16 protein-coding genes are annotated in these 23,512 nt (G+C 46.0%); 9 read left to right on the top strand and 7 right to left on the bottom strand.

Annotated features, from left to right (window positions below; translation table 11 throughout):
• Nucleotides 1–94 precede the first annotated feature (94 nt).
• From gltB to MSG35_RS16720, 9 genes are all read left to right on the top strand, one after another.
• Nucleotides 95–4,558: a glutamate synthase large subunit gene (gene gltB / locus MSG35_RS16760; protein WP_248384587.1), complete on the top strand. Its 4,464-nt coding sequence runs from the start codon at nucleotides 95–97 to the stop codon at nucleotides 4,556–4,558.
• 16 nt (nucleotides 4,559–4,574) lie between these two features.
• Nucleotides 4,575–5,987, top strand: coding sequence for an FAD-dependent oxidoreductase (locus tag MSG35_RS16755; protein ID WP_248384586.1), 1,413 nt, complete (start codon nucleotides 4,575–4,577; stop codon nucleotides 5,985–5,987).
• 169 nt (nucleotides 5,988–6,156) lie between these two features.
• On the top strand, nucleotides 6,157–6,585 hold the full coding sequence (locus MSG35_RS16750) for a DUF1499 domain-containing protein (protein ID WP_017070085.1): 429 nt from the start codon (nucleotides 6,157–6,159) through the stop codon (nucleotides 6,583–6,585).
• Nucleotides 6,586–6,712: 127 nt separating this feature from the next.
• Nucleotides 6,713–7,408 carry a 5'-methylthioadenosine/S-adenosylhomocysteine nucleosidase gene (gene mtnN / locus MSG35_RS16745; RefSeq protein WP_248384585.1) on the top strand — a complete coding sequence of 232 codons (696 nt, stop codon included), beginning with the start codon at nucleotides 6,713–6,715 and terminating at the stop codon, nucleotides 7,406–7,408.
• A 10-nt stretch (nucleotides 7,409–7,418) separates the two neighbouring features.
• The gene (locus MSG35_RS16740) at nucleotides 7,419–8,372 is read left to right on the top strand and encodes a cobalamin biosynthesis family protein (RefSeq protein ID WP_248384584.1); all 954 of its coding nucleotides are present in this window, start codon (nucleotides 7,419–7,421) and stop codon (nucleotides 8,370–8,372) included.
• A 1-nt stretch (nucleotide 8,373) separates the two neighbouring features.
• Nucleotides 8,374–9,243: a vitamin B12 ABC transporter substrate-binding protein BtuF gene (gene btuF, locus MSG35_RS16735; protein ID WP_248384583.1), complete on the top strand. Its 870-nt coding sequence runs from the start codon at nucleotides 8,374–8,376 to the stop codon at nucleotides 9,241–9,243.
• A gap of 74 nt (nucleotides 9,244–9,317) precedes the next feature.
• Entirely contained in the window at nucleotides 9,318–9,935 is a 618-nt protein-coding gene (locus MSG35_RS16730; RefSeq protein ID WP_050649519.1) for a TRIC cation channel family protein, read from the top strand.
• Between the two features lie 242 nt (nucleotides 9,936–10,177).
• A complete protein-coding gene (locus tag MSG35_RS16725) occupies nucleotides 10,178–10,756 on the top strand; it encodes a flavodoxin family protein (RefSeq protein WP_248384582.1) in 579 nt (192 codons plus the stop codon).
• Nucleotides 10,757–11,153: 397 nt separating this feature from the next.
• On the top strand, nucleotides 11,154–11,999 hold the full coding sequence (locus MSG35_RS16720) for a LysR family transcriptional regulator (RefSeq protein ID WP_048618235.1): 846 nt from the start codon (nucleotides 11,154–11,156) through the stop codon (nucleotides 11,997–11,999).
• Here MSG35_RS16720 and MSG35_RS16715 read toward each other — a convergent pair.
• The 7 genes from MSG35_RS16715 to lpxC form a co-directional block, all read right to left on the bottom strand.
• Nucleotides 11,950–12,729 (bottom strand): TSUP family transporter, encoded by a 780-nt coding sequence (locus MSG35_RS16715; RefSeq protein WP_248384581.1) that lies wholly within the window; start codon nucleotides 12,727–12,729, stop codon nucleotides 11,950–11,952. The two genes, MSG35_RS16720 and MSG35_RS16715, sit on opposite strands and share 50 nt — an antisense overlap.
• A 195-nt stretch (nucleotides 12,730–12,924) precedes the next feature.
• Nucleotides 12,925–16,155 carry a carbamoyl-phosphate synthase large subunit gene (gene carB / locus MSG35_RS16710; protein WP_050622300.1) on the bottom strand — a complete coding sequence of 1,077 codons (3,231 nt, stop codon included), beginning with the start codon at nucleotides 16,153–16,155 and terminating at the stop codon, nucleotides 12,925–12,927.
• Nucleotides 16,156–16,171: 16 nt separating this feature from the next.
• On the bottom strand, nucleotides 16,172–17,311 hold the full coding sequence (gene carA / locus MSG35_RS16705) for a glutamine-hydrolyzing carbamoyl-phosphate synthase small subunit (RefSeq protein WP_048609692.1): 1,140 nt from the start codon (nucleotides 17,309–17,311) through the stop codon (nucleotides 16,172–16,174).
• Between the two features lie 503 nt (nucleotides 17,312–17,814).
• Nucleotides 17,815–18,639 carry a 4-hydroxy-tetrahydrodipicolinate reductase gene (gene dapB, locus MSG35_RS16700; protein ID WP_020628676.1) on the bottom strand — a complete coding sequence of 275 codons (825 nt, stop codon included), beginning with the start codon at nucleotides 18,637–18,639 and terminating at the stop codon, nucleotides 17,815–17,817.
• A 92-nt stretch (nucleotides 18,640–18,731) separates the two neighbouring features.
• Nucleotides 18,732–19,130, bottom strand: a complete 399-nt coding sequence (gene mutT / locus MSG35_RS16695) for an 8-oxo-dGTP diphosphatase MutT (RefSeq protein ID WP_048618233.1) — start codon at nucleotides 19,128–19,130, stop codon at nucleotides 18,732–18,734.
• A 332-nt stretch (nucleotides 19,131–19,462) separates the two neighbouring features.
• On the bottom strand, nucleotides 19,463–22,189 hold the full coding sequence (gene secA, locus MSG35_RS16690) for a preprotein translocase subunit SecA (RefSeq protein WP_061039495.1): 2,727 nt from the start codon (nucleotides 22,187–22,189) through the stop codon (nucleotides 19,463–19,465).
• A 390-nt stretch (nucleotides 22,190–22,579) separates the two neighbouring features.
• On the bottom strand, nucleotides 22,580–23,497 hold the full coding sequence (lpxC, locus tag MSG35_RS16685) for a UDP-3-O-acyl-N-acetylglucosamine deacetylase (RefSeq protein WP_010434751.1): 918 nt from the start codon (nucleotides 23,495–23,497) through the stop codon (nucleotides 22,580–22,582).
• Nucleotides 23,498–23,512 lie beyond the last annotated feature (15 nt).

Below are 23,512 nucleotides of genomic sequence, written 5' to 3'. Positions count from 1 at the left end.
CTAAAGCAAACTATCAGTTTATAAAAAACAACAAGTATATGAATAGTTAGTCATTTACTGTCTGGATGACAGAGAAGCAAAAGGGAGAATTGCAATGGCTCTATATGATCCTAGTCTTGAAAAAGACAACTGTGGATTTGGTTTAATAGCGCAAATGGAAGGCCAACCGAGTCATAAGTTGGTAAGAACTGCTATTTCAGCCCTCGATCGCATGACACACCGTGGTGGTATCGCTGCGGATGGTAAAACCGGGGATGGCTGTGGCTTATTACTACAGAAGCCTGACTCTTATCTCAGAATTATTGCTGAAGAGAATAACTTCAAGCTCGGCAAGCAATACGCTGTCGGCATGATTTTCTTCAGCCAAGATCCAATCAAAGCGCAGTCCGCGCAAGACATCGTCAATAAAGAGCTCGCTCAAGAGACCTTAACGGTTGCAGGTTGGCGCGTAGTACCGACCAACACCGACGTATTAGGTCCGATTGCCAAAGATTCAGTTCCCAATATTCAGCAAGTGTTTATCTCGGCACCCGCGGGTTGGCGTGAACGCGATATTGAACGACGCCTTTATATCGCTCGTCGCAGAATTGAAAAACAGATCACCGAAGACAAAGATTTCTATATTTGTAGCCTTTCGACACAAGTCATGGTTTACAAAGGTCTGTGTATGCCGGCCGATCTTCCGCGATTTTACCTCGATCTTGCTGACTTACGCATGGAATCGGCGATATGTCTGTTCCACCAGCGTTTCTCAACCAATACTCAGCCACGTTGGCCACTGGCTCAACCATTCCGCTATTTGGCACATAATGGTGAGATCAATACCATCGAAGGTAACCGTCAGTGGGCTAAGGCTCGTGCCTATAAATTCTCTTCGCCGTTGCTGCCAGATTTACAAACCGCAGCACCTTTTGTGAATGAGACAGGTTCAGACTCTTCAAGCCTAGATAACATGCTCGACCTGTTCCTTGCCGGTGGTATGGATGTGTTCCGAGCGATGCGCATGCTTGTTCCGCCCGCTTGGCAAAATCACCCAGACATGGACCCTGATCTGCGTGCCTTTTACGACTTCAATTCCAAGCACATGGAACCGTGGGATGGTCCTGCTGGTATCGTCCTTTCAGATGGTCGTTACGCTGCGTGTAACCTAGATAGAAACGGCCTGCGTCCTGCGCGTTATGTGATTACCAAAGACAACCTAATCACGCTAGCATCTGAGGTCGGTATCTGGAATTACGCACCGGATGAAGTTGCAGAAAAAGGTCGTGTCGGCCCAGGTGAATTGCTCGTCATAGATACGCGCCGCGGTAAATTGTGGCAATCTAACGAGATCGACAATGACCTTAAAGGTCGCCACCCTTATAAAGAGTGGATGGAAAAGAACGTTCACAAACTCACACCGTTTTCCGATCTGCCCGATGAGCAAGTCGGTAAGCGCAGCTTTGACGATGACACGCTCAAGACCTACCAAAAGCAGTTTGCGATGAGCAACGAAGAATCAGACCAAGTGCTGCGAGTGCTTGGTGATATGGGACAAGAGGCGGTTGGCTCGATGGGCGATGATACGCCAATGGCCGTTCTCTCTTCTAAAGAGCGTCTCATCACTGATTATTTCCGTCAGAAGTTTGCACAGGTCACCAACCCACCGATCGATCCATTGCGTGAAAAACACGTGATGTCTTTAGCAACCAGTATCGGTAAAGAGATGAATGTGTTCTGCGAAACAGATGGTCACGCCTACCGTGTGACATTTAATTCGCCCGTTCTTCTCTACTCTGACATGCAGCAACTCCTGCAGTTAAATCAAAAGCACTATGGTCACGCGATTCTAAGCCTACATTACGATCCGGCTCAGCAAGATCTCGAACAAGCCATCAATGACTTGTGTGATCGTGCGGTTCAAGAAGTGCGTGATGGTGCTGTTCTGATTGTGCTTTCAGACAAAGGTTTAGAAAAAGGGAAACTGCCAGTTCCAGCAGCGATGGCTGTCGGTGCAGTGCAAACCAAGCTTGCCGACAACAACCTACGATGTGATGCCAACATCGTGGTTGAAACCGCAACTGCGCGCGACCCACACCAATTTGCTGTGCTGCTTGGCTTCGGTGCAACCGCGGTTTACCCATACCTCGCTTATGAAGCGTTAGGTAAAATGTTGGATGATGGCTCTTTAGATAAAGACTATCGTGCCGCAATGCAAAATTACCAAAACGGCATCAACAAAGGTCTGTACAAGATCATGTCGAAGATGGGCATTTCAACCATTGCCTCTTATCGCTGTTCGCAGCTGTTCGAAGCTGTTGGCCTACATTCGGATATAGTTGAGCTCTGTTTCCGCGGAGTTACCACTCGAATCCAAGGCGCAAGCTTTAGCGATTTCCAGCAAGATATCTATAACTTATCTCGTAAAGCTTGGACTAAGCGTAAGCCAATCGAGCACGGTGGTTTACTCAAATACGTACACGGCGGCGAATATCACGCCTATAACCCTGATGTGGTTGGCACTCTGCAAACTGCAGTAAAAACAGGTGAAACATCGGATTATCTCTCTTTTGCTAAGCAAGTGAATGCCCGACCAGCTGCGATGTTACGCGACTTAATGAGCCTCAAAAAAGCCGATCAGCCTCTACCACTCGAGCAAGTCGAGCCTAACAGCGATCTATTTAAACGCTTCGACTCTGCGGCAATGTCGATCGGTGCGTTGAGCCCAGAAGCGCACGAAGCATTAGCAATGGCGATGAACCGCTTGGGTGGTTACTCCAACTCAGGTGAAGGTGGTGAAGACCCGCGACGCTTTGGGACTGACCGTAACTCTCGCATCAAGCAAATTGCCTCTGGTCGCTTTGGCGTGACGCCACATTACTTAACTAATGCGGATGTTCTACAAATCAAAGTAGCGCAAGGTGCGAAGCCCGGAGAAGGTGGTCAACTGCCCGGTCATAAAGTTACCGCAGAAATCGCTAAGCTGAGGTACTCAGTACAAGGGGTGACACTGATCTCCCCTCCTCCGCATCACGATATTTATTCTATCGAGGATCTAGCGCAGCTGATTTTCGACCTAAAACAAGTGAACCCTAAAGCCTTGGTTTCAGTTAAGTTAGTGTCTGAACCGGGTGTAGGCACCATTGCAACAGGTGTAGCAAAAGCCTATGCCGACCTGATCACCATTTCCGGCTATGACGGTGGTACCGCGGCAAGTCCACTAACCTCGGTAAAATACGCAGGTTGCCCTTGGGAGCTTGGCTTAGCAGAAACTCAACAAGCATTGGTTGCCAATGGCCTACGTCATAAAATCCGCCTACAAGTCGATGGTGGTTTAAAAACTGGCCTTGATGTGATTAAAGGTGCAATTCTCGGAGCAGAAAGCTTTGGTTTTGGTACCGCGCCAATGGTCGCAATGGGTTGTAAGTTCCTACGAATTTGTCACCTCAACAACTGTGCAACGGGTGTCGCGACTCAAGATGAAACACTGCGCCGCGAATACTTCAAAGGCCTGCCAGACATGGTGGTCAACTACTTTACCGGCCTAGCCGATGAAGTACGCCAGTACCTTGCAGAACTTGGCGTAGAAAAACTCACGGACCTGATTGGTCGCACGGATCTCCTTGAAGCCGTTCAAGGCCTCACCGCGAAACAGAGCAAGCTCGATCTATCTTCAATACTCGAAGCTCCGGTATCTCCAGAAGGTCACCCACTGTTTTGGACTGAGCCAAACGCGCCGTTTGATAAAGCTCAGCTCAACCAGCAGATCCTTGATGATGCACTCGATGCAGTTGAGAAGCGACAGTCCACCAGCCTCTACTACAACGTAATCAACACCGATCGCTCAATTGGCGCTCGTGTCTCTGGCGAAATAGCAAAGCGTTACGGTAATCAAGGTATGGCGGGCTCACCAATTAAGTTGTACCTCGACGGTACTGCAGGCCAATCCTTTGCGGTTTGGAACGCCGGTGGCGTCGAGTTGTACCTTACGGGCGATGCTAATGACTATGTTGGCAAAGGCATGGCGGGCGGTAAGGTGGTTATCAAGCCTCACCAAGGCACTGCATTTGTTTGTAACGAAGCGACCATCATAGGTAACACTTGTTTGTATGGTGCGACCGGAGGCAAGCTATTTGCAGCAGGTACCGCAGGCGAACGATTTGGCGTACGTAACTCAGGTACTGTTGCCGTTATTGAAGGCGCAGGCGACAACGCTTGTGAATACATGACAGGCGGTATTGTAGCGATTCTTGGCGCAACGGGAGTGAACTTCGGCGCAGGTATGACAGGTGGTTTTGCTTATGTGATGGATAAGAATGAAGACTTCCAAGGCCGTGTGAACAACGAATCGGTTGAGGCACTTTCTCTGTCTGATCTATACATCCACCAAGAACATCTGCGTGGTTTGATTGCAGAGCACTTAGAAGAGACAGGTTCAGTACACGCTGAAGCGATTCTGGCGAACTTTGATGAATGGATTCCGAAGTTCTACCTAGTGAAGCCAAAGACGGCGGATCTTAATACCTTGCTCGGTCACCAAAGCCGCAGCTCTGCTGAACTTCGTGTTCAAGCGCAATAATTGGAAGGAGCCAATAATGAGCCAGAATGTATACCAATTTATTGATGTGAATCGCGTAGATCCAGCGAAGAAACCAATCAAAATACGTAAGATTGAGTTTGTAGAGATCTACGAACCTTTCACGAAGCAACAAGCTAAGGCACAAGCCGACCGCTGCTTAGATTGCGGTAACCCTTACTGTGAATGGAAGTGCCCAGTCCACAACTACATCCCTCAATGGCTCAAGCTTGCCAATGAAGGGCGCATTATCGAAGCGGCTGAACTTTCCCACCAAACCAACAGCTTGCCTGAGGTTTGCGGACGAGTTTGTCCTCAAGACCGTTTGTGTGAAGGCTCTTGTACCCTCAACGACGATTTCGGCGCAGTAACCATCGGCAACATTGAAAAATACATCAATGACAAAGCGTTTGAGATGGGTTGGAAGCCAGACATGTCGCATGTCGAATGGACCGATAAAAAGGTCGCAATCATCGGCGCAGGCCCCGCCGGTCTTGCTGCTGCTGATATCTTAGTTCGAAACGGTGTGAAGGCCGTAGTATTTGACCGCTATCCGGAGATCGGTGGCCTGCTCACGTTTGGTATCCCATCGTTCAAACTAGAGAAAGGCATCATGGAAAACCGTCGCCGTATCTTTAGTGGTATGGGTGTCGAATTTAAGATGAATACCGAAGTCGGTAAAGACGTTCAACTACAACAACTGGTCGATGACTACGATGCTGTCTTCTTAGGTGTCGGTACCTATAAAAACATGCGTGCTGGGTTAGATAACGAAGACGCACCGGGCGTTTATGATGCCCTGCCATTCCTTGTTTCCAATACCTACAAGGTCATGGAACTGGATAACCCAACACCATTCATCGACATGAAAGGCAAAAAAGTGGTTGTGCTCGGTGGTGGTGATACCGCGATGGACTGTGTCCGAACTTCGATTCGTCAGCATGCAGCTAATGTTGTTTGTGCTTATCGCCGAGATGAAGCGAATATGCCGGGCTCTCGCCGTGAGGTGAAGAATGCGCGTGAAGAAGGTGTGAAGTTCAAGTTCAACCTCCAACCTATTGGCTTAGAGCTTAACAGCGCTGGTCATGTGGTTGGCGTTAAATTCGTGAAAACCGCTTTGGGTGAGCCTGATGAAGCAGGTCGTCGTCGCCCAGAACCCGTTGCAGCCAGTGAGCATGTTCTTGAGGCTGATGCCGTAATTATGGCATTTGGTTTCCAACCTCATGCGATGGAATGGTTAGAACCATTTGGTGTGGAGCTCGATCAATGGGGGCGCATCAAGGCTCCTGGCAAACAAGAGTTTCAATACCAAACCACCAACAGCAAGATATTTGCAGGTGGTGATGCGGTTCGAGGCTCTGACTTGGTAGTAACCGCTATCGATGAAGGCCGTAAAGCCGCAGAAGGAATATTAGATTACCTAGAAGTGTGATTAGGTTTCCTTTATTACTCAGTTCGTTACTATAAAAAGGATCCAATGATGGATCCTTTTTTGAATTAGATACGTTTATCACAAGCATAACTAAAATACGTAAAACAGTCGCAAACAAGCCAATACCTATAACTACAATTAAAACTAAAACAACGCCATAGGAAACACTATGAAAAAAGCCGCTCTCCTTTCTCTATCTCTTTTGACTTTAACCGCTTGCAGCCAAGGAATCACGGACATGAAAGACAGAACTTCATCACCTTGTGGAGACAAACCAAACTGCGTATCAACTCAAGATGACCGTGAGCAACATGCATTGGCCGCGTTTGAGTTATCAGATTCAGCGAACTTAGATGCGATTGAGCAGGTTGCACTAACCTTACCGGGATCGAAAACCGCGAGTAAAACAGAAGATTATCTGCGTGTTGAATGCACCTCTCGCATCATGCGTTTTGTCGATGACTTAGAACTTAAAATCACCGATGGCAAACTGATCGTGCGTTCAGAGTCTCGTACTGGCCATTCTGACTTTGGCGTAAACCGAAAACGTGCTGAACAACTTCGTGCTAGCTTGAAAAGCGAAGGCCTAATCAAATAGATAAAAGAATACGCAGATAAATCGCTGCTATTCGGATGAGAAGTGCCTCTGGGCAGTCGCTCGACACTTCTTATCCATGCTACAATTTCGCTCTACTGTTTAAATATTATTTATTAAGAGACTACACATGAAAATCGGCATCATTGGCGCAATGGAGCAAGAAGTTGCGATCCTAAAAGCAGCAATTTCAGACATTACTGAAGTTAATAAAGGCGGTTGTACCTTTTTCTCTGGTCAGCTAAATGGTGTTGACGTTGTTTTGCTTCAATCTGGCATTGGTAAAGTAGCAGCGGCTGTTGGTACTTCAATCCTACTAAGCGAATACCAACCAGATGTCGTTCTTAACACGGGCTCTGCTGGCGGTTTTGATTCAACACTGAACCTTGGCGATGTGGTTATCTCAACTGAAGTTCGTCACCACGATGCAGACGTTACAGCTTTCGGTTACGAAATCGGCCAAATGGCAGGCCAACCTGCAGCGTTCAAAGCTGACGAGAAACTGATGGCTGTTGCTGAACAAGCACTAGCACAAATGGAAGACAAGCATGCCGTTCGCGGTCTTATCTGTACTGGCGACGCATTTGTTTGCACAGCAGAACGCCAAGAGTTCATCCGCAAGCACTTCCCATCTGTTGTTGCTGTAGAGATGGAAGCATCGGCTATCGCTCAAGCTTGTCACCAGTTCCAAGTACCATTCGTGGTTGTTCGTGCAATCTCTGATGTTGCAGACAAAGAATCCCCAATGAGCTTCGAAGAGTTCCTGCCACTAGCAGCACAAAGCTCTTCTGAAATGGTTATCAAGATGGTTGCCCTACTAAAGTAAGCGACTAGACATGCAAACACTGTTTGATCAGGTATTTGCAAATGGCGTGCTCCTTGTGATGTGGGGAGCACTGCTTTTTCATTTAATTTTACCTATCCCCCATGCCGCACACCCCACGACCTTATGGCATAAGTTTGCTGAGCTTTTAGCAAGCAAGGTTAATAACAACCACAACTATTCCCAAAGCTTAATCTCAGGCACATTAGCCTGGGGGTTAATGGTACTGCCAACTCTGGTTATTCTCTTGGCACTGCAACCGTTGGTTTGGCAATCTCAACTGTTTGAATTGGCACTGTTATTACTCGCGATTGATTGGCGCAATAATGAAAAGCTGGCTAACCAACTGATCAAAGCACTTGGCCGAGAAGATAAAGCGGCCGCTCGTCAGTTACTGGCTCCGATTGTCAATCGTCAAACCGAATCACTTTCGTCACTTGGCCTAGGTAAAGCCGCCACAGAAACCATCATCATGGGTTACGCTCGTAACGTAGTTTGTGTGTTGTTCTGGTACGCCATTGGTGGTGGAATCGCTGCGTTAATGTATCGCCTTGTGGTCGAGTTAGCTCGAGCTTGGTCGCCAAGTCGTAAGCAATTTTCTCCGTTCGGCTCAACGGCGATCAAGATAGTCGCGATTCTCGAGTTTATACCGATGCGTTTGTTTGCTTTGATGATCGTATGTGGTGATAAAGCAACGCACACATTTAAAATGATGCTAGTCCAAAGTCGCTCTTGGCCCCTACCCGGCCCAGCCTGGTTGATCACGGCTGTTGGCAACAAGCTTGAACTATCATTAGGTGGCCCTGCGATTTACGACAACACTAAAGCCATTCGCGCTAAATTAGGCGGAAGAATCGCACCGTCAGCTCTGCATCTATCTCAGGTTCAGAAACTACTCTTTGGTCGCATCGCTATCTGGATCTTTTTACAAAGCCTAGCCTTACTATTTATTCACCAAGGGATTTAGAGTGAAATCTTCAGCACTTGTTACAAGCCTTACTATTTTGTCTTCCAGCTTATGGCTGCCTTTATCATTTGCAGAAGAAGCACCACTGACTCAAGAACAAGTACAGCCGGCTCAACGCGTGGTCAGCCTTGCTCCTCATGCCACTGAGCTCGCGTACAGCGCTGGATTAGGCGACAACCTTGTCGCCGTAAGTGAACGAAGTGATTACCCACCACAAGCTGACAAGCTAGAGAAAGTAGCGAATTACCAAGGCATCAAGGTTGAGAAAATCATCGCCCTGCAACCTGATCTAATTCTCGCGTGGCCTGCTGGGAACCCGCCAAGAGAACTCGCGAAACTAGAGCAATTTGGTTTTAATATTTACTACTCCAAAACCAAAAGCCTAGACAGTATCGCAACTAATATTGAACAACTCAGCCAATACGCTAGCGATCCAAGTATTGGCAAAAATAACGCTCAGCAATACAGAGAGCAGCTCAACGCGTTGAGACTAAAATACAAAGATGCCGAGCCAGTAAACTACTTCTACCAACTCAGTGAAAAGCCGATCATCACTGTTGCTCAAGGACACTGGCCAAGTGAGGTGTTTGAGTTTTGTGGTGGACACAATATTTTTGAAGACAGCGCCTCCCCTTATCCGCAAGTTGGTATTGAACAAGTTGTATTAAGAAAACCGCAAGTGATCTTCACTTCTCAGCACGCGATTGAGAATGGAACCATGTGGCAAACATGGGAAGATGAAATCCCAGCAGTCGCTCAAAATCAGATTTGGTCGCTCAATTCAGACTGGATTAATCGCCCGACAACAAGAACTTTGAAAGCGATCCAACAAGTGTGCGATTTCTTCGATAGAGCTAGGCAAAATCACTAACTATTTGCTGCGTTTTTTCGTACAATTCGCCACCGACCTGTCCCTACAATTTTAACTATAAGAGCACCAGTATCATGGACTCCATGCTGCTTTATATTATCGATTTATTTGGCACTGCCATCTTTGCCGTCTCAGGCGTATTTGTCGCTGGCCGTCTTAAGATGGATCCCTTTGGCGTCGCCGTTCTAGGTAGTGTTACCGCAATTGGTGGCGGTACAATTCGAGACATGGCATTGGGTGCAACTCCCGTGTTTTGGATCACCGATACCACCTACCTTTGGGTTATCATCATCACCTGTTTGCTGACCATGATTATTGTAAGACGCCCGAAACGTCTTGCTTGGTGGATATTGCCGGTATGTGATGCGATTGGCCTAGCGGTGTTTGTTGGCATTGGTGTAGAAAAAGCGCTTATCTATCAAGATTCAGCATTAGTGGCCATCATCATGGGTGTCATCACCGGTTGCGGTGGCGGTATTATCCGTGACGTACTTGCTCGTGAAGTTCCCATGATCTTAAGAAGTGAAGTCTACGCGACCGCTTGTATTATTGGTGGCGCTTTCCATACCATGGCGATCAGCATGGGGCACGACTCAGAAACTGCATTTCTGGCCGGCGTATTCTCAACGCTATTGATTAGGCTTGGCGCTATTCGTTGGCATTTATCATTGCCGACCTTCGCCATCAAATAAGCTATCGTTACAAAGTGAAAGGCTCCGCAAAGGGGCCTTTTTTAATCCGGTTTCAAATCACTGATACCCTCTATTTCCACTCTTCAAAGATCCCTTCTTTTCCTAACATTCAATTTAGTAAGGTCGTTAGCCAGCACCTTAGTAATGTTTTTTGTTTACTTATCTAATTCGCAGGCTATATTAATAAACTAATAGCTTTATAAATAAATGTATTTACTAACATTGGCAAAAGGGAGTTCAAGATGAGTATTGGTAAAGTGGGCATTGTTTTCTTCTCTAAGAATGGAGCAACTAAGCAAGTCGCTAAAACAATTGCTGAAGGCATTAACACTCAACAACCTAACTCAGTACTCCTTGTCGAAGTGCTATCTTCTGAAGTGGTCGAAGGAAGGTATGACAATGATGATAAGCTCAAGTCATTAGACAACTGTGACGCCATCATCTTTGGCTCCCCGACTTATATGGGTTCACCAGCCGCGCAGTTTAAGAGCTTTATGGATGCAAGCAGTGATACCTATTGTAAGAAAGCATGGCGAAATAAACTTGCAGCAGGTTTTACCACAGGTGGCAGCCTGAACGGTGAACAACAGCAAACCCTATTGAGCTTTTTCACTCTGGCTTGTCAGCATGGCATGATTTGGGCTGGGCTTGATATCTCAAAGCACATTGATGACTTAGGTCTGAATCGCACAGGATCAAGCATAGGTTTGGTCGCCAGTGAAAATGAGACGGCAGATAGCAGCAATAATCACATCAACAGTAACGATCTTCAGACTGCTTTCTATTTTGGTCAGCGCATCGCAAACCTAGTAAAAGCCTAACTAATTAATTAACTAACGGGCAAGCTTCAAAACTCCTAGCTTGATTGATATCTATGAGCCCAAGACTAGGGCATGTTGAACTTTCGTGGTTAAATTTTGTTCGAGATAAAAGCGTTTTAATCGCGGCGAGGGGGAAGTAGCCTAGTCACTCTAAGCAAATCTCCCTCAACAAAGAGTAAAACGCTTTTAGCCGACCCCTACGGGCAGCGTTTGCTGGTCATTTCTACTACGTTATCGGCTTCTCATGTAGGCTAGCTACACATCAAAGCCTCTGCCTTGTATAAATACCCAGCAACTCGCTGCAAAAATCAGCTCGAAAGATCAACACGCCCTAGAGAATGAATGTTGTTTGAGGTAAGTTGAAATAATCATTCCCAACTTTCATGAATATAACCCAATGCTACTCGAAGGAATCGAAACTCTACTGGTATTGAGTAAAGCAAAGACCATGAGCCGCACAGGCAGTTTGCTTTATATCAGCCAATCAGCGGTCAGCAAACGGATTGCGAATTTAGAAAAGAAGCTAGGTAAAAAGCTCATTGAACCGAGTGGACGACAGATAAAACTCACGCCAGATGCGATAGCATTAATAGAGAGTATTGGCCCTACATTCAATGAACTTCGCGGGCTTATTTATGAACAGCAAGAGTTGGAAGATACCACTCTCATCACCCTAGACAGCTCTAAATCTCTGATAGCCGGTTATTTAGGTGAGATGATGGGCCAGTTTATCCAGCAAGATAAATACATCACCATAACCACCAACCACACACCGAGAATCATAGAGCGAGTACAATCTGGCAAGGCGACCTTGGGGTTGTGTGCTGGTTTGCTGCCTCCGCATCATGGGTTGATGACCTTCCATCTGTTTGATGAACCGTTTTACATAGTGAGTAAGTCCCCGCTAACGGAGCTTCCTCCAATGGTCATCACTAACGACATGACCAACCCCGCCAACTCTTATCAACTTTCTGTATTAGAGAAGTTTGGTATCAAGCCCTTGATGGAGATGGATGCCTACACCGCAGCGGCGCAACTTGCATTGGGCGGGACTGGGCCAGCGTTGATCCCGCTCTCTATCGTAAAAACACTCAATATTGAGTCTCAATATTTGTATAGCTTCACCGAATTAGCAGGCTTGATTCGGCCGATTCATATCTGTGTCAGACCAAATAGCTATCAGTCTCCACGAGTTAAAACACTGATAGAATCGATTGTTGATGCTGTTCCCAAAGCAGTTTAGACGCCATTAGCATCGACATCACGATCACAAGAGGGCGAATCCATTTTTGCCCTTTTGTCACCACCACTTTAGCGCCAAGCTGAGCGCCCATAAATCCACCGACCGCCATCACTAATCCCAACTCCCAAATAGGCAAGCCAGCCAAAATAAAGAAAATCAAGGCAGCGATATTCGAGGTGAAGTTAAGCACCTTAGTGCGCGCCGTGGCATCGACTAACGAGAAGTGACCAATCGCTACAAAGCAGACGGTGAAGATAGAACCTGTTCCTGGGCCAAAAAAGCCATCATAGAAACCCACGCCGCCACCAATACACAGAGCAAACATCGCCTCAGAGATCTTCTGTTTTCCTTCAGACGTTCTGGTTTGGGGTGCTAACAGGAAATAGAGAGAGATAGCGATAAGCAGCAGTGGGATAACACTGGTCAGTAGGCTCGCATCAATGTGCTGAACTAACTCGGCGCCAATAGCAGAGCCGATAAAGGTACAAAAGATAGCAAGGCGCATCTCTTTGATGCTGACGATACCGTTGCGCACAAAATACCAACTCGCAGAGAAGCTGCCAAATGAGCTTTGGAGTTTGTTGGTTGCCAATGCCTGCGTTGGTGGAACTCCAGCCGCTAGCAATGCAGGTAGAGTCAGTAACCCACCGCCGCCAGCCATTGCATCAATAAAGCCTGCTGCCGTTGCAACAACAAACAAGATAGCTAATATTTCTAGAGTGATTTCCATATACCCAACGCCTTAAAGTCCTGTGTAGCGACAAGTTACCACTCACGGCAGACGAGCAATAACGAAACACAAGATTCTAACCTATTCCAAATATTCATCATTAAGTTACCGCGGAATAACAGACATAAAAAAACCCACTCCGAAGAGTGGGCTTTGAGCATTTATATCCGCTTATCAGCGATACACTTTAGGCGATTAAGCTTGAGAAGCTTTAACCTGAGCGTGTAGCTCTTGAACTGAAGTTACTGACGTTTTCGCGTCTGCAGTGTGCGCCATACAAGTCGCGAATGCAGCGTTTAGCGTAGTCGTGTAGTTAACTTTCTCAGCAAGTGCACCACGACGAAGAACTTTAGAATCTTCAATCGCTTGACGGCCAGCTGCAGTGTTCACGATGTACGTGTACTCGTTGTTCTTGATACGGTCAAGAATGTGAGGACGACCTTCGTGTACCTTGTTTACTAGACGTGGGTTGATGCCCGCTTCGCCAAGGATAACCGCAGTACCGTGAGTTGCGTCTAGCTGGTAACCAAGCTTAGATAGTTTAGATGCTAGGTCAACAACACGCTCTTTGTCGCCTTCGCGAACAGAAAGAAGTGCACGACCGCCTTCTGGGTAGATGTTGCCACAACCCAATTCAGCTTTAGAGTATGCTTCAGCAAACGTTGGACCAACACCCATAACTTCACCAGTAGAGCGCATTTCTGGGCCTAACAGTGGGTCAACACCAGGGAACTTGTTGAATGGAAGTACAACTTCTTTCACTGAGTAGTAAGGTGGGATGATTTCTTTCGTAAAGCCTTGAGACTCTAGAGATTGACCCGCCATTACACGAGCGGCAATCTTAGCGATTGGCGCACCAGTTGCTTTAGATACGAATGGAACCGTACGTGCTGCGCGAGGGTTAACCTCGATTAGGTACACTTCATTGTTCTTAACAGCAAACTGCGTGTTCATCAGACCACGAACACCCAACTCAAACGCCAGCTTTTCAACTTGCTCGCGCATTACGTCTTGGATTTCTTGGCTTAGCGTGTATGCAGGAAGAGAACATGCTGAGTCACCTGAGTGAACACCTGCTTGCTCGATGTGCTCCATGATACCGCCGATTACAACACGCTCACCGTCACAAATCGCATCAACGTCTACTTCAACAGCGTCATCTAGGAAGCTATCAAGTAGTACTGGAGATTCGTTTGATACGCTAACTGCTTCGTTGAAGTAGCGACGTAGGTCTTGCTCATCGTATACGATTTCCATCGCACGACCACCAAGTACGTAAGAAGGACGTACAACCAGTGGGAAGCCGATTTCACGAGATTTCTCTACCGCTTGCTCCATTGTTGTTACTGTTGCGTTTTCTGGCTGAAGTAGGCCTAGACGGTCTACAGCAACTTGGAAACGCTCACGGTCTTCTGCACGGTCGATTGCGTCAGGGCTAGTACCGATGATTGGTACGCCAGCTGCTTCAAGAGCACGTGCCAGTTTGAGTGGCGTTTGACCACCGTACTGAACGATAACGCCTTTTGGCTTCTCAACGCGAGCGATTGCTAGTACGTCTTCCAGAGTTACTGGTTCGAAGTACAGACGATCAGACGTATCGTAGTCTGTAGAAACAGTCTCAGGGTTACAGTTAACCATGATAGTTTCGTAGCCATCTTCACGTAGCGCTAGTGATGCGTGTACACAACAGTAGTCAAATTCAATACCTTGGCCGATACGGTTTGGACCGCCGCCTAGAATCATGATTTTTTCTTTGTCTGTTGGGTTTGCTTCACACTCGTCATCGTAAGATGAGTACATGTAAGCCGTGTCTGAAGAGAACTCAGCTGCACACGTATCTACACGCTTGTATACCGGGTGGATATCGTATTGGTCACGTAGACGACGGATTTCGCTTTCTGCTACACCTAGAATCTTAGATAGGCGCGCATCAGCAAAACCTTTACGCTTAAGCTTGTTTAGCTCGTCTTTATTTAGACCAGCAAAGCCTTTCGCTTTAAGTTCTTGCTCTAGCTTAACGATGTCTTCGATTTGAACTAGGAACCAACGGTCGATTTGCGTTAGGTTGAATACACCGTCTACCGACATACCAGCACGGAATGCGTCAGCGATGTACCAAATACGCTCTGCGCCAGCTTCTTTAAGTTCGTGACGGATAGTCGTTAGAGCATCTGGTGCGTCTAGGTCTACCATTTCGTCAAAACCAGTCGCACCAACTTCTAGGCCGCGAAGTGCTTTTTGTAGAGATTCTTGTTGGTTACGGCCGATAGCCATAACTTCACCAACCGACTTCATTTGCGTCGTTAGACGGTCGTTAGCACCTGCAAATTTCTCGAAGTTAAAACGAGGAATCTTAGTTACTACGTAGTCGATTGTTGGTTCGAATGATGCTGGCGTTGCGCCGCCAGTGATGTCATTCATTAGCTCGTCTAGCGTGAAGCCAACAGCCAGTTTCGCTGCAATCTTAGCGATTGGGAAACCTGTTGCTTTAGAAGCTAGTGCAGAAGAGCGAGATACACGTGGGTTCATCTCGATGATAACCATACGGCCATCTTTCGGGTTGATACCAAACTGTACGTTTGAACCACCTGTTTCAACACCAATCTCACGCAGTACTGCTAGAGATGCGTTACGCATTAGTTGGTATTCTTTGTCTGTCAGCGTTTGAGCTGGAGCCACGGTGATTGAGTCACCTGTGTGAATACCCATTGGGTCGAAGTTTTCAATCGCACATACGATGATGCAGTTGTCGTTTTTGTCACGAACCACTTCCATCTCGTACTCTTTCCAACCGATAAGTGATTCATCGATAAGAAGTTCGTTTGTTGGAGATAAGTCCAAACCACGACGACAGATTTCTTCAAATTCTTCTTTGTTGTAAGCGATACCGCCACCCGTACCACCCATCGTGAACGATGGACGAATGATACAAGGGAAGCCAACCATGTCTAAAACTTTGTAAGCTTCTTCCATCGTTTTCGCTGTATCAGCAGTTGGACACTCAAGGCCAATTGCTTTCATTGCTTTATCGAAGCGTGAACGGTCTTCTGCTTTATCGATAGCGTCAGCCGTTGCACCAATCATTTCAACACCGAACTCTTCAAGAACGCCGTGCTTTTCTAGGTCTAGAGCACAGTTCAATGCAGTTTGGCCACCCATAGTAGGTAGAACTGCATCAGGCTTCTCTTTAGCGATGATGTTACGCACAACTTCCCATTGGATAGGCTCGATGTAAGTTGCATCTGCCATGTCTGGGTCAGTCATGATTGTCGCTGGGTTCGAGTTTACAAGAATAACTCGGTAACCTTCTTCGCGAAGCGCTTTACAAGCTTGAGCACCAGAGTAATCGAACTCACATGCTTGGCCGATAACGATCGGGCCAGCACCTAGAATAAGAATACTTTTAATGTCAGTACGTTTTGGCATTGTCTACTACTCCGAATTACGCTGTGTGCTGTTTGATTAGTTCAATAAAATGGTCGAATAACGGCGCTGCGTCTTCTGGACCTGGGCTCGCTTCAGGGTGACCCTGGAAGCTGAATGCTGGTTTGTCTGTACGGTGAATACCTTGTAGAGAACCATCAAATAGTGATTTGTGCGTTGCACGTAGTGTCTCAGGAAGGGTTTCTTCGTCAGCAGCAAAGCCGTGGTTTTGCGAAGTAATCATCACAACATCACGATCTAAATCTTTAACCGGGTGGTTTGCACCGTGGTGACCAAACTTCATCTTCACTGTCTTAGCGCCTGACGCAAGAGCAAGAATCTGGTGACCTAGACAGATACCGAAGATTGGTAAGCCTTTTTCTAGGAACACTTTTGTCGCTTCAATTGCGTAAGTACATGGTTCTGGGTCACCAGGGCCATTTGAAAGGAAAACACCGTCTGGGTTCAGAGCAAGTACTTCTTCAGCTGAAGTCTCAGCAGGAACAACCGTTAGGCGGCAGCCGCGGTCAACAAGCATTCGTAGGATGTTTCGTTTTGCACCGAAGTCATAAGCAACAACGTGGTATGGCAATTCTGAGTCTGCTTTCGCTTCAGGAAGTCCACCCGTAAGCGTCCACGAACCTTGTTTCCATTGATACGCTTCTTTTGTTGTAACTTCTTTCGCAAGGTCCATACCTTTCAGGCCAGGGAATTCTTTTGCTTTAGCTAGAGCCAAAGCTTCGTCTAGGTTGTTACCCGCTACGATACAACCGTTCTGTGCGCCTTTTTCACGAAGAATACGCGTCAGCTTACGAGTATCGATATCAGCGATACCAACAACGTTTTGCGACTTAAGGTAATCAGAAAGGGATTGTTCATTACGGAAGTTAGAAGCGATTAGAGGGAGATCGCGAATCACAAGGCCTTGAGCGTGGATTGAAGAAGATTCTTCGTCTTCGGAATTGGTTCCGGTATTGCCAATGTGAGGGTAAGTAAGGGTAACGATTTGTTGAGAATAGGAAGGATCAGTGAGGATTTCTTGGTACCCCGTCATCGAGGTATTAAAAACGACTTCACCAACTGCAGAACCTACAGCGCCAATGGCTTCACCGTGAAATACTGTCCCATCTTCTAGGACGAGTAGTGCTGACTTCTTCAAGACAACCTCCAGAAATAAAAATGCATTAAAATTGATTTAATTTGCAAATCTACCTTCCTGCAACACCAAAAACTGCGTGTTTATGGAAATTAGACAAATTGGCGGTATTTTAGTGATCTGCGTGATACGTGTCAACATTTAACTCAAAAGAAATTAAACATTTGTAAGGACTAATTCAATTTACCCCCTCAAAGCTCCAAAAGTTCAACTTTCATACGCATTTAGCTCGAATATTACGATTTTCTAATTTTCACCCCTCATTTTAGCCAACCATAGAGTGATAAAAATATCAGCAACAAAACGCAATCGATAAATACCAAGAGAAAACATGACAATTTAAAGATCTAAAACAAAAAACACACTAAAGACCACATAAACAGCACAAAAATAGAGGAAAAATGACGATAAGAAGAAAGTAGAAGGAAGATCGTAGAAGGGAGATTACTAAGGAAAAGGCACCAAATAAAGAAAGCGCCGGCAATTGCCAGCGCATAAATATCTATTTACAGGTCATTCAAACCAAGCACATCCGTCATGGTATAAAAGCCTGCTGGTTTATCATTTAACCAAACCGCGGCCTTGATTGCGCCATTAGCAAAGGTCATTCTATCAGTGGCTTTATGGGTAATTTCCACTCGTTCACCGATATCAGCAAACATAGCGGTGTGTTCACCAATAATGTCACCGGCACGAATCGTCGCGAAACCAATCTCATCTTTAGTACGCTCACCAGTAATACCTTCGCGTGACCATACAGCTACATCGTTCAGCTCGTTGCCCATCGCACCCGCAATAGCTTCGCCCATACCAATCGCAGTACCTGACGGTGCATCGACTTTATGACGGTGATGAGCCTCAACGATCTCGACATCACAATAGTCGCCCATCACTTTAGCGGCCTTCTCTAGCAGCTTAAAGACCAGGTTTACACCAACGCTGTAGTTAGGTGCCATTACGATCGCCATCTCTTTTGAAGCAGCATCAATCACCTGCTTCTCTTCTTCAGAGAAACCCGTCGTACCGATAATCAGTTTTTTACCGTGACGTTTACAAAGTTCAATATTCGCTAATGTGCTAACAGGGGCAGTAAAATCGACAATCACATCAAACTCTTCGATGGCTTTAGACAAATCATCGACTAAAGCAACATCAAAACGACCTTCACCGCATAACTCGCCGACATCTACGCCGACCAAAGATGACTCTGGACGCTCTGAACCAGCTCCAACACTTGCTTCTGAATTATGATGAGCGGCTTTCACCAAGTTGCGACCCATGCGGCCCGCTGCTCCTGCAATTGCAATTCTTACCACTGCGAATATCTCCATTGTTTTGGTTACCGTTGCCACTTATCTCTTGCAGCAACGTTCAATCGATTAATCTCTTTAAACTAACAACAATCTCAAACTCAGGCTAGCAATTACGAAAACTCTTTTATTACTCGCTCTAAAATTGGCACATTTGCCTCTGGGAAAGCGTATTGATTCAATGATTCTAGGCTTACCCATTCACCTTGTTGACCTTCTTTGCCATAAGGTTGTTCCTCAAAGTCAGTCACAAGGATGAAGTCGAACTTAAGCGACTTATCGGTGTAATCAAACTCAAGGTGCTCAAACAGAGACTGTTCTGTCACCTTGATGCCAATCTCCTCATCAAGCTCACGAGTCATCGCTTGCTCAATGGTTTCACCCTCTTCAACCTTGCCACCAGGAAATTCCCAGAAACCGCCTTTGTGTTTGTCGTCCGGACGTTTAGTAATAAATACCTGCGACTTATCTTGGTTGAAGATAATGCCCGCTACAATGTGGATTCTTTTCATGTGTTGGTGTTCCTTAATAAAACGCTTAACTCACATAGTCCCTGAATACGTCATCCTCAAGAAGGAGGAACGACTGAGCTGGGGAGCTAAACAACGTGAGCCTAACTAAACGAGATTCCCTACTACGCTCGTTCTCGCTATAGGGAATGACGACTTCCTTGCGTAACAAAGTAAGCCATGAAATTTACATACAAAAAGAGCCGCCTAAGCGACTCTTTTTATCAAAATTATATTAAGGCAAAGCTGTATTGGTTGAGAACGAGGAGGCGACGCGGAGTTTACAAGTGTAAATGAGCATCGCCGACGAAGTTATCAGCCACTACAGCAAAGCATTAGTCAATTTTACCGTGACACTGTTTGTATTTTTTACCACTTCCACATGGGCATGGTTCGTTACGACCCACTTTACGCTCATCACGCACTACCGTTTGTGGAGATGCCGCTTCAGCTTCATCGTCAGCTAGCTGGTTTTCAGCCGTTGCATGTTGTGCTTGTGCACGACGCGCCGCTTCTTCAGCTTGAGCTTGACGTTGAGCTTCCATCTTTTCAACTTCTTCTTGTTGCTGAACGCGAACTTTAGAAAGGATGGTAACAACGTCTGTTTTTAGCACATCTAGTAGGCCTTCAAACAGTTCAAACGACTCGCGCTTGTACTCTTGTTTCGGGTTCTTCTGAGCGTAACCACGTAAGTGGATACCTTGACGAAGGTGATCCATCGCAGCCAAGTGCTCTTTCCAAAGACCGTCTAGCGTTTGTAGCATCACAGATTTCTCGAAGTTACGCAGTACTTGAGCACCAACCACTTCTTCTTTCTGTTTGTACGAATCAACCGCCATACCAAGAATACGCTCACGCAATGCTTCTTCATAAAGCTTGTCGTCTTCGTCTAACCAACCTTGAATATCAAAGTCTAGATCGAAGTCATTCTTCAGACGATCTTGCAGACCCGCGATATCCCACATATCTTCAAGAGACTGAGGTGCGATGTATTCATCAATCACTGATGCCAATACATCTTCACGGTTGTGTTCGATCATCTCGCTGATATCGTCAGAGCTCATCAGTTCATCACGAAGCTCATAAACCACTTTACGTTGGTCATTGGCTACATCATCGTACTCAAGAAGCTGCTTACGAATATCGAAGTTACGACCTTCAACTTTACGTTGTGCTTTTTCAATTGAGCGAGAAAGCATCTTAGATTCGATCGCTTCGCCTTCGTCCATACCACTTTGGATAAGACCAGCCATACGATCCGATGTGAAGATACGTAGCAGAGAATCTTCCATTGATAGGTAGAAACGAGAAGAACCCGCATCACCTTGACGACCAGAACGACCACGTAGCTGGTTATCGATACGGCGAGATTCATGACGCTCAGTACCAATGATGTGCAGACCACCTGACTCAAGCACTTTATCGTGGATTACTCTCCAGTCAGCTTTGATCTTCTCGATCTGCTCTTTGGTTGGATTCTCTAGCTTCTCAACTTGTGCCTGCCAGCTACCACCTAATACGATATCGGTACCACGACCAGCCATGTTAGTTGCGATAGTTACCGCGCTCGGCATACCAGCTTGTGCAACGATCTCTGCTTCCATTTCGTGGAATTTAGCATTTAGAACGCTGTGCTTAATTTTTGCTTTTTTCAGTGCGTTAGACAGTAGTTCAGACTTCTCGATAGAAACCGTACCAACCAATGATGGCTGACCAGCAGCTACACGGTCTTTGATGTCTTCAATGATCGCATTGAACTTGTCTTCTTCGGTACGATAAACCACATCTGGCATATCGTTACGAACCATAGGCTTGTTGGTTGGGATAACCACTGTTTCTAGGCCGTAGATAGACTGGAATTCGAAAGCTTCTGTATCGGCTGTACCTGTCATACCTGACAGTTTTTCGTATAGACGGAAGAAGTTCTGGAATGTAATCGATGCTAGCGTCTGGTTTTCATTCTGAATCTTCACACCTTCTTTAGCTTCAACAGCTTGGTGTAAACCTTCAGACCAACGACGACCTGGCATAGTACGACCAGTATGTTCATCAACGATAACCACTTCGCCTTCTTCAGTAACGATGTAGTCGACGTCTTTCTCAAACAGTACGTGTGCACGCAGCGCTGCATTAACATGGTGCAATAGGCTGATGTTTGTCGGAGAGTAAAGCGTATCACCCTCTTCCATCAGGCCGTTTTTGACCATTAGCTCTTCTACAAATTCTTGACCGTTTTCAGTCAGGTGAACTTGTTTCGATTTCTCGTCCATGGTGTAGTGACCTTCACCACGGTACTCTTCAGAATCTTCTTTATCTTGGCGCTCAAGGTTAGGGATCAACGTGTTAATACGCGTGTAAAGATCTGAACTATCTTCAGCTGGGCCAGAGATAATAAGTGGAGTACGAGCTTCATCGATTAAGATTGAGTCAACCTCATCGACAACAGCAAAGAAGCGCTCACGTTGAACACGATCTTCAGCACGGAAAGCCATGTTGTCACGTAGGTAATCGAAGCCAAACTCGTTGTTTGTTCCGTATAGGATATCCGCTTGGTACGCTTCTTTCTTCTCTGGTGGAGCCATGTTTGGCACGTTCACGCCAACAGTCATACCAAGGAATTCAAATAATGGGCGGTTTGTTTCCGCATCACGCTTCGCTAGGTAGTCGTTCACCGTTACTACGTGAACACCTTTGCTAGGTAGGGCGTTAAGATAAGCTGGTAGGGTTGCTGTAAGAGTCTTACCTTCACCAGTACGCATTTCTGCAATTTGGCCAGCATTTAGAACCATGCCACCAATCATTTGCACGTCAAAGTGACGCATGCCGTAAACACGCTTAGACGCTTCACGTACCGTAGCAAATGCTTCAGGTAGAAGTTGGTCTAGCGATTCACCTTTATCTAAGCGCTCACGAAACTCAACCGTTTTTGCTTTTAGTTCTTCGTCTGAAAGTGCTTCAAACGTTGGTTCGAAGTTATTAATTTCTTTTACAATTTTTCTAAGGCGGCGCAGTGTTCTGTCATTGCGACTGCCAATTACCTTTGTCAGCAGCTTAGTAATCATGTGCTTGGAATCTCTTCGTTCTCAGATCGTCCGCGATCTATTTTAAATGCCGTCAGTGTCTCTACTAGCTATGAACTAGTCTTCAGTTACTAACCAAGGATACTGAGATAAATCTAGTATCTTTGATATTGTACTTGAGAGTAGAGTTTTCAAGGCTTGAGTTAAAATTAATGCCCTTTAGTGTAAGTAATTTTCACACCAACGACCATTTATAACCCCATTTGTTTGATGTGCTTGGAACTTTTCTTTCTAATTGCTGATGGATTAGCCAGACTGCAGCTCATTGGGAGACAACTTTCGGATGTTGACGACACTGTATCTGGAAAATAGATACAAAAAAACCAGGTCAATGACCTGGTTTTCGAAATCTTATATTGTTGTAAACAACAATTACGCTAGAACCATTCCTGGCTCAGCAAATGCAACAGGAGAGCCTACTTCTTCTTCGAATGTTGCCCATTCCCAAGCTTCTGCGTCAGCAAGTACTGCACGTAGTAGTTGGTTGTTTAGGCCGTGACCTGATTTGTATGCACGGAACTCACCAATAATAGCGTGTCCACACATGTACAAGTCACCAATCGCGTCTAGTACTTTATGAGTTACGAACTCATTGTCAAAACGTAGACCTTCTTCATTAAGAATTCGGTATTCGTCCAGTACGATAGCATTATCAAAGCTACCGCCAAGTACTAGGTTTTGAGATTGTAAATACTCAATGTCGCGCATGAAGCCGAAAGTACGAGCGCGAGAGATTTCTTTCACAAAACCTTGTGAAGAGAAATCAAACAACAAACGTTGCTCATCAGACTCAATTGCTGGGTGGTTAAAGTCGATCTCAAAGTCCATACGGAAACCGTTAAATGGAACAAATTCTGCCCACTTATCGCCATCTTCAAAACGAATAGGCTTTTTGATACGAATAAAACGCTTCGCTGCATTCAGTGTTTCTACACCCGCTTGCTGTAGCAAGTATACGAATGGGCTTGCGCTACCATCCATAATTGGGATCTCAGGTGCATCTACTTCAACAATAATGTTGTCGATGCCCATACCCGCTAAAGCTGCGTTAAGGTGTTCCACTGTAGAGATACGTACGCCTTCGTCATTAACAAGAGCTGTACATAGCATAGTGTCACGAACTGACGCTGGATCAGCTGGGAAATCTACAGGTGGATTTACATCTGTACGACGATAAACAATACCTGTATTTGCAGCTGCCGGGCGAAGAGTAAGTGTGACTTTACGACCAGAGTGGAGACCCACACCAGTTGTTTTCACAATTTCTTTCAGAGTACGTTGTCTGATCATCTGCTTGCCTCGTTA

Source organism: Vibrio sp. 1CM23M (genome assembly GCF_023161755.1).
In the GTDB taxonomy this organism is placed as follows: Bacteria; Pseudomonadota; Gammaproteobacteria; order Enterobacterales; family Vibrionaceae; genus Vibrio; species Vibrio coralliirubri.
The sequence above is the reverse complement of the archived record's forward strand: the minus strand, read 5'-3'. Positions and strand labels throughout refer to the sequence as shown.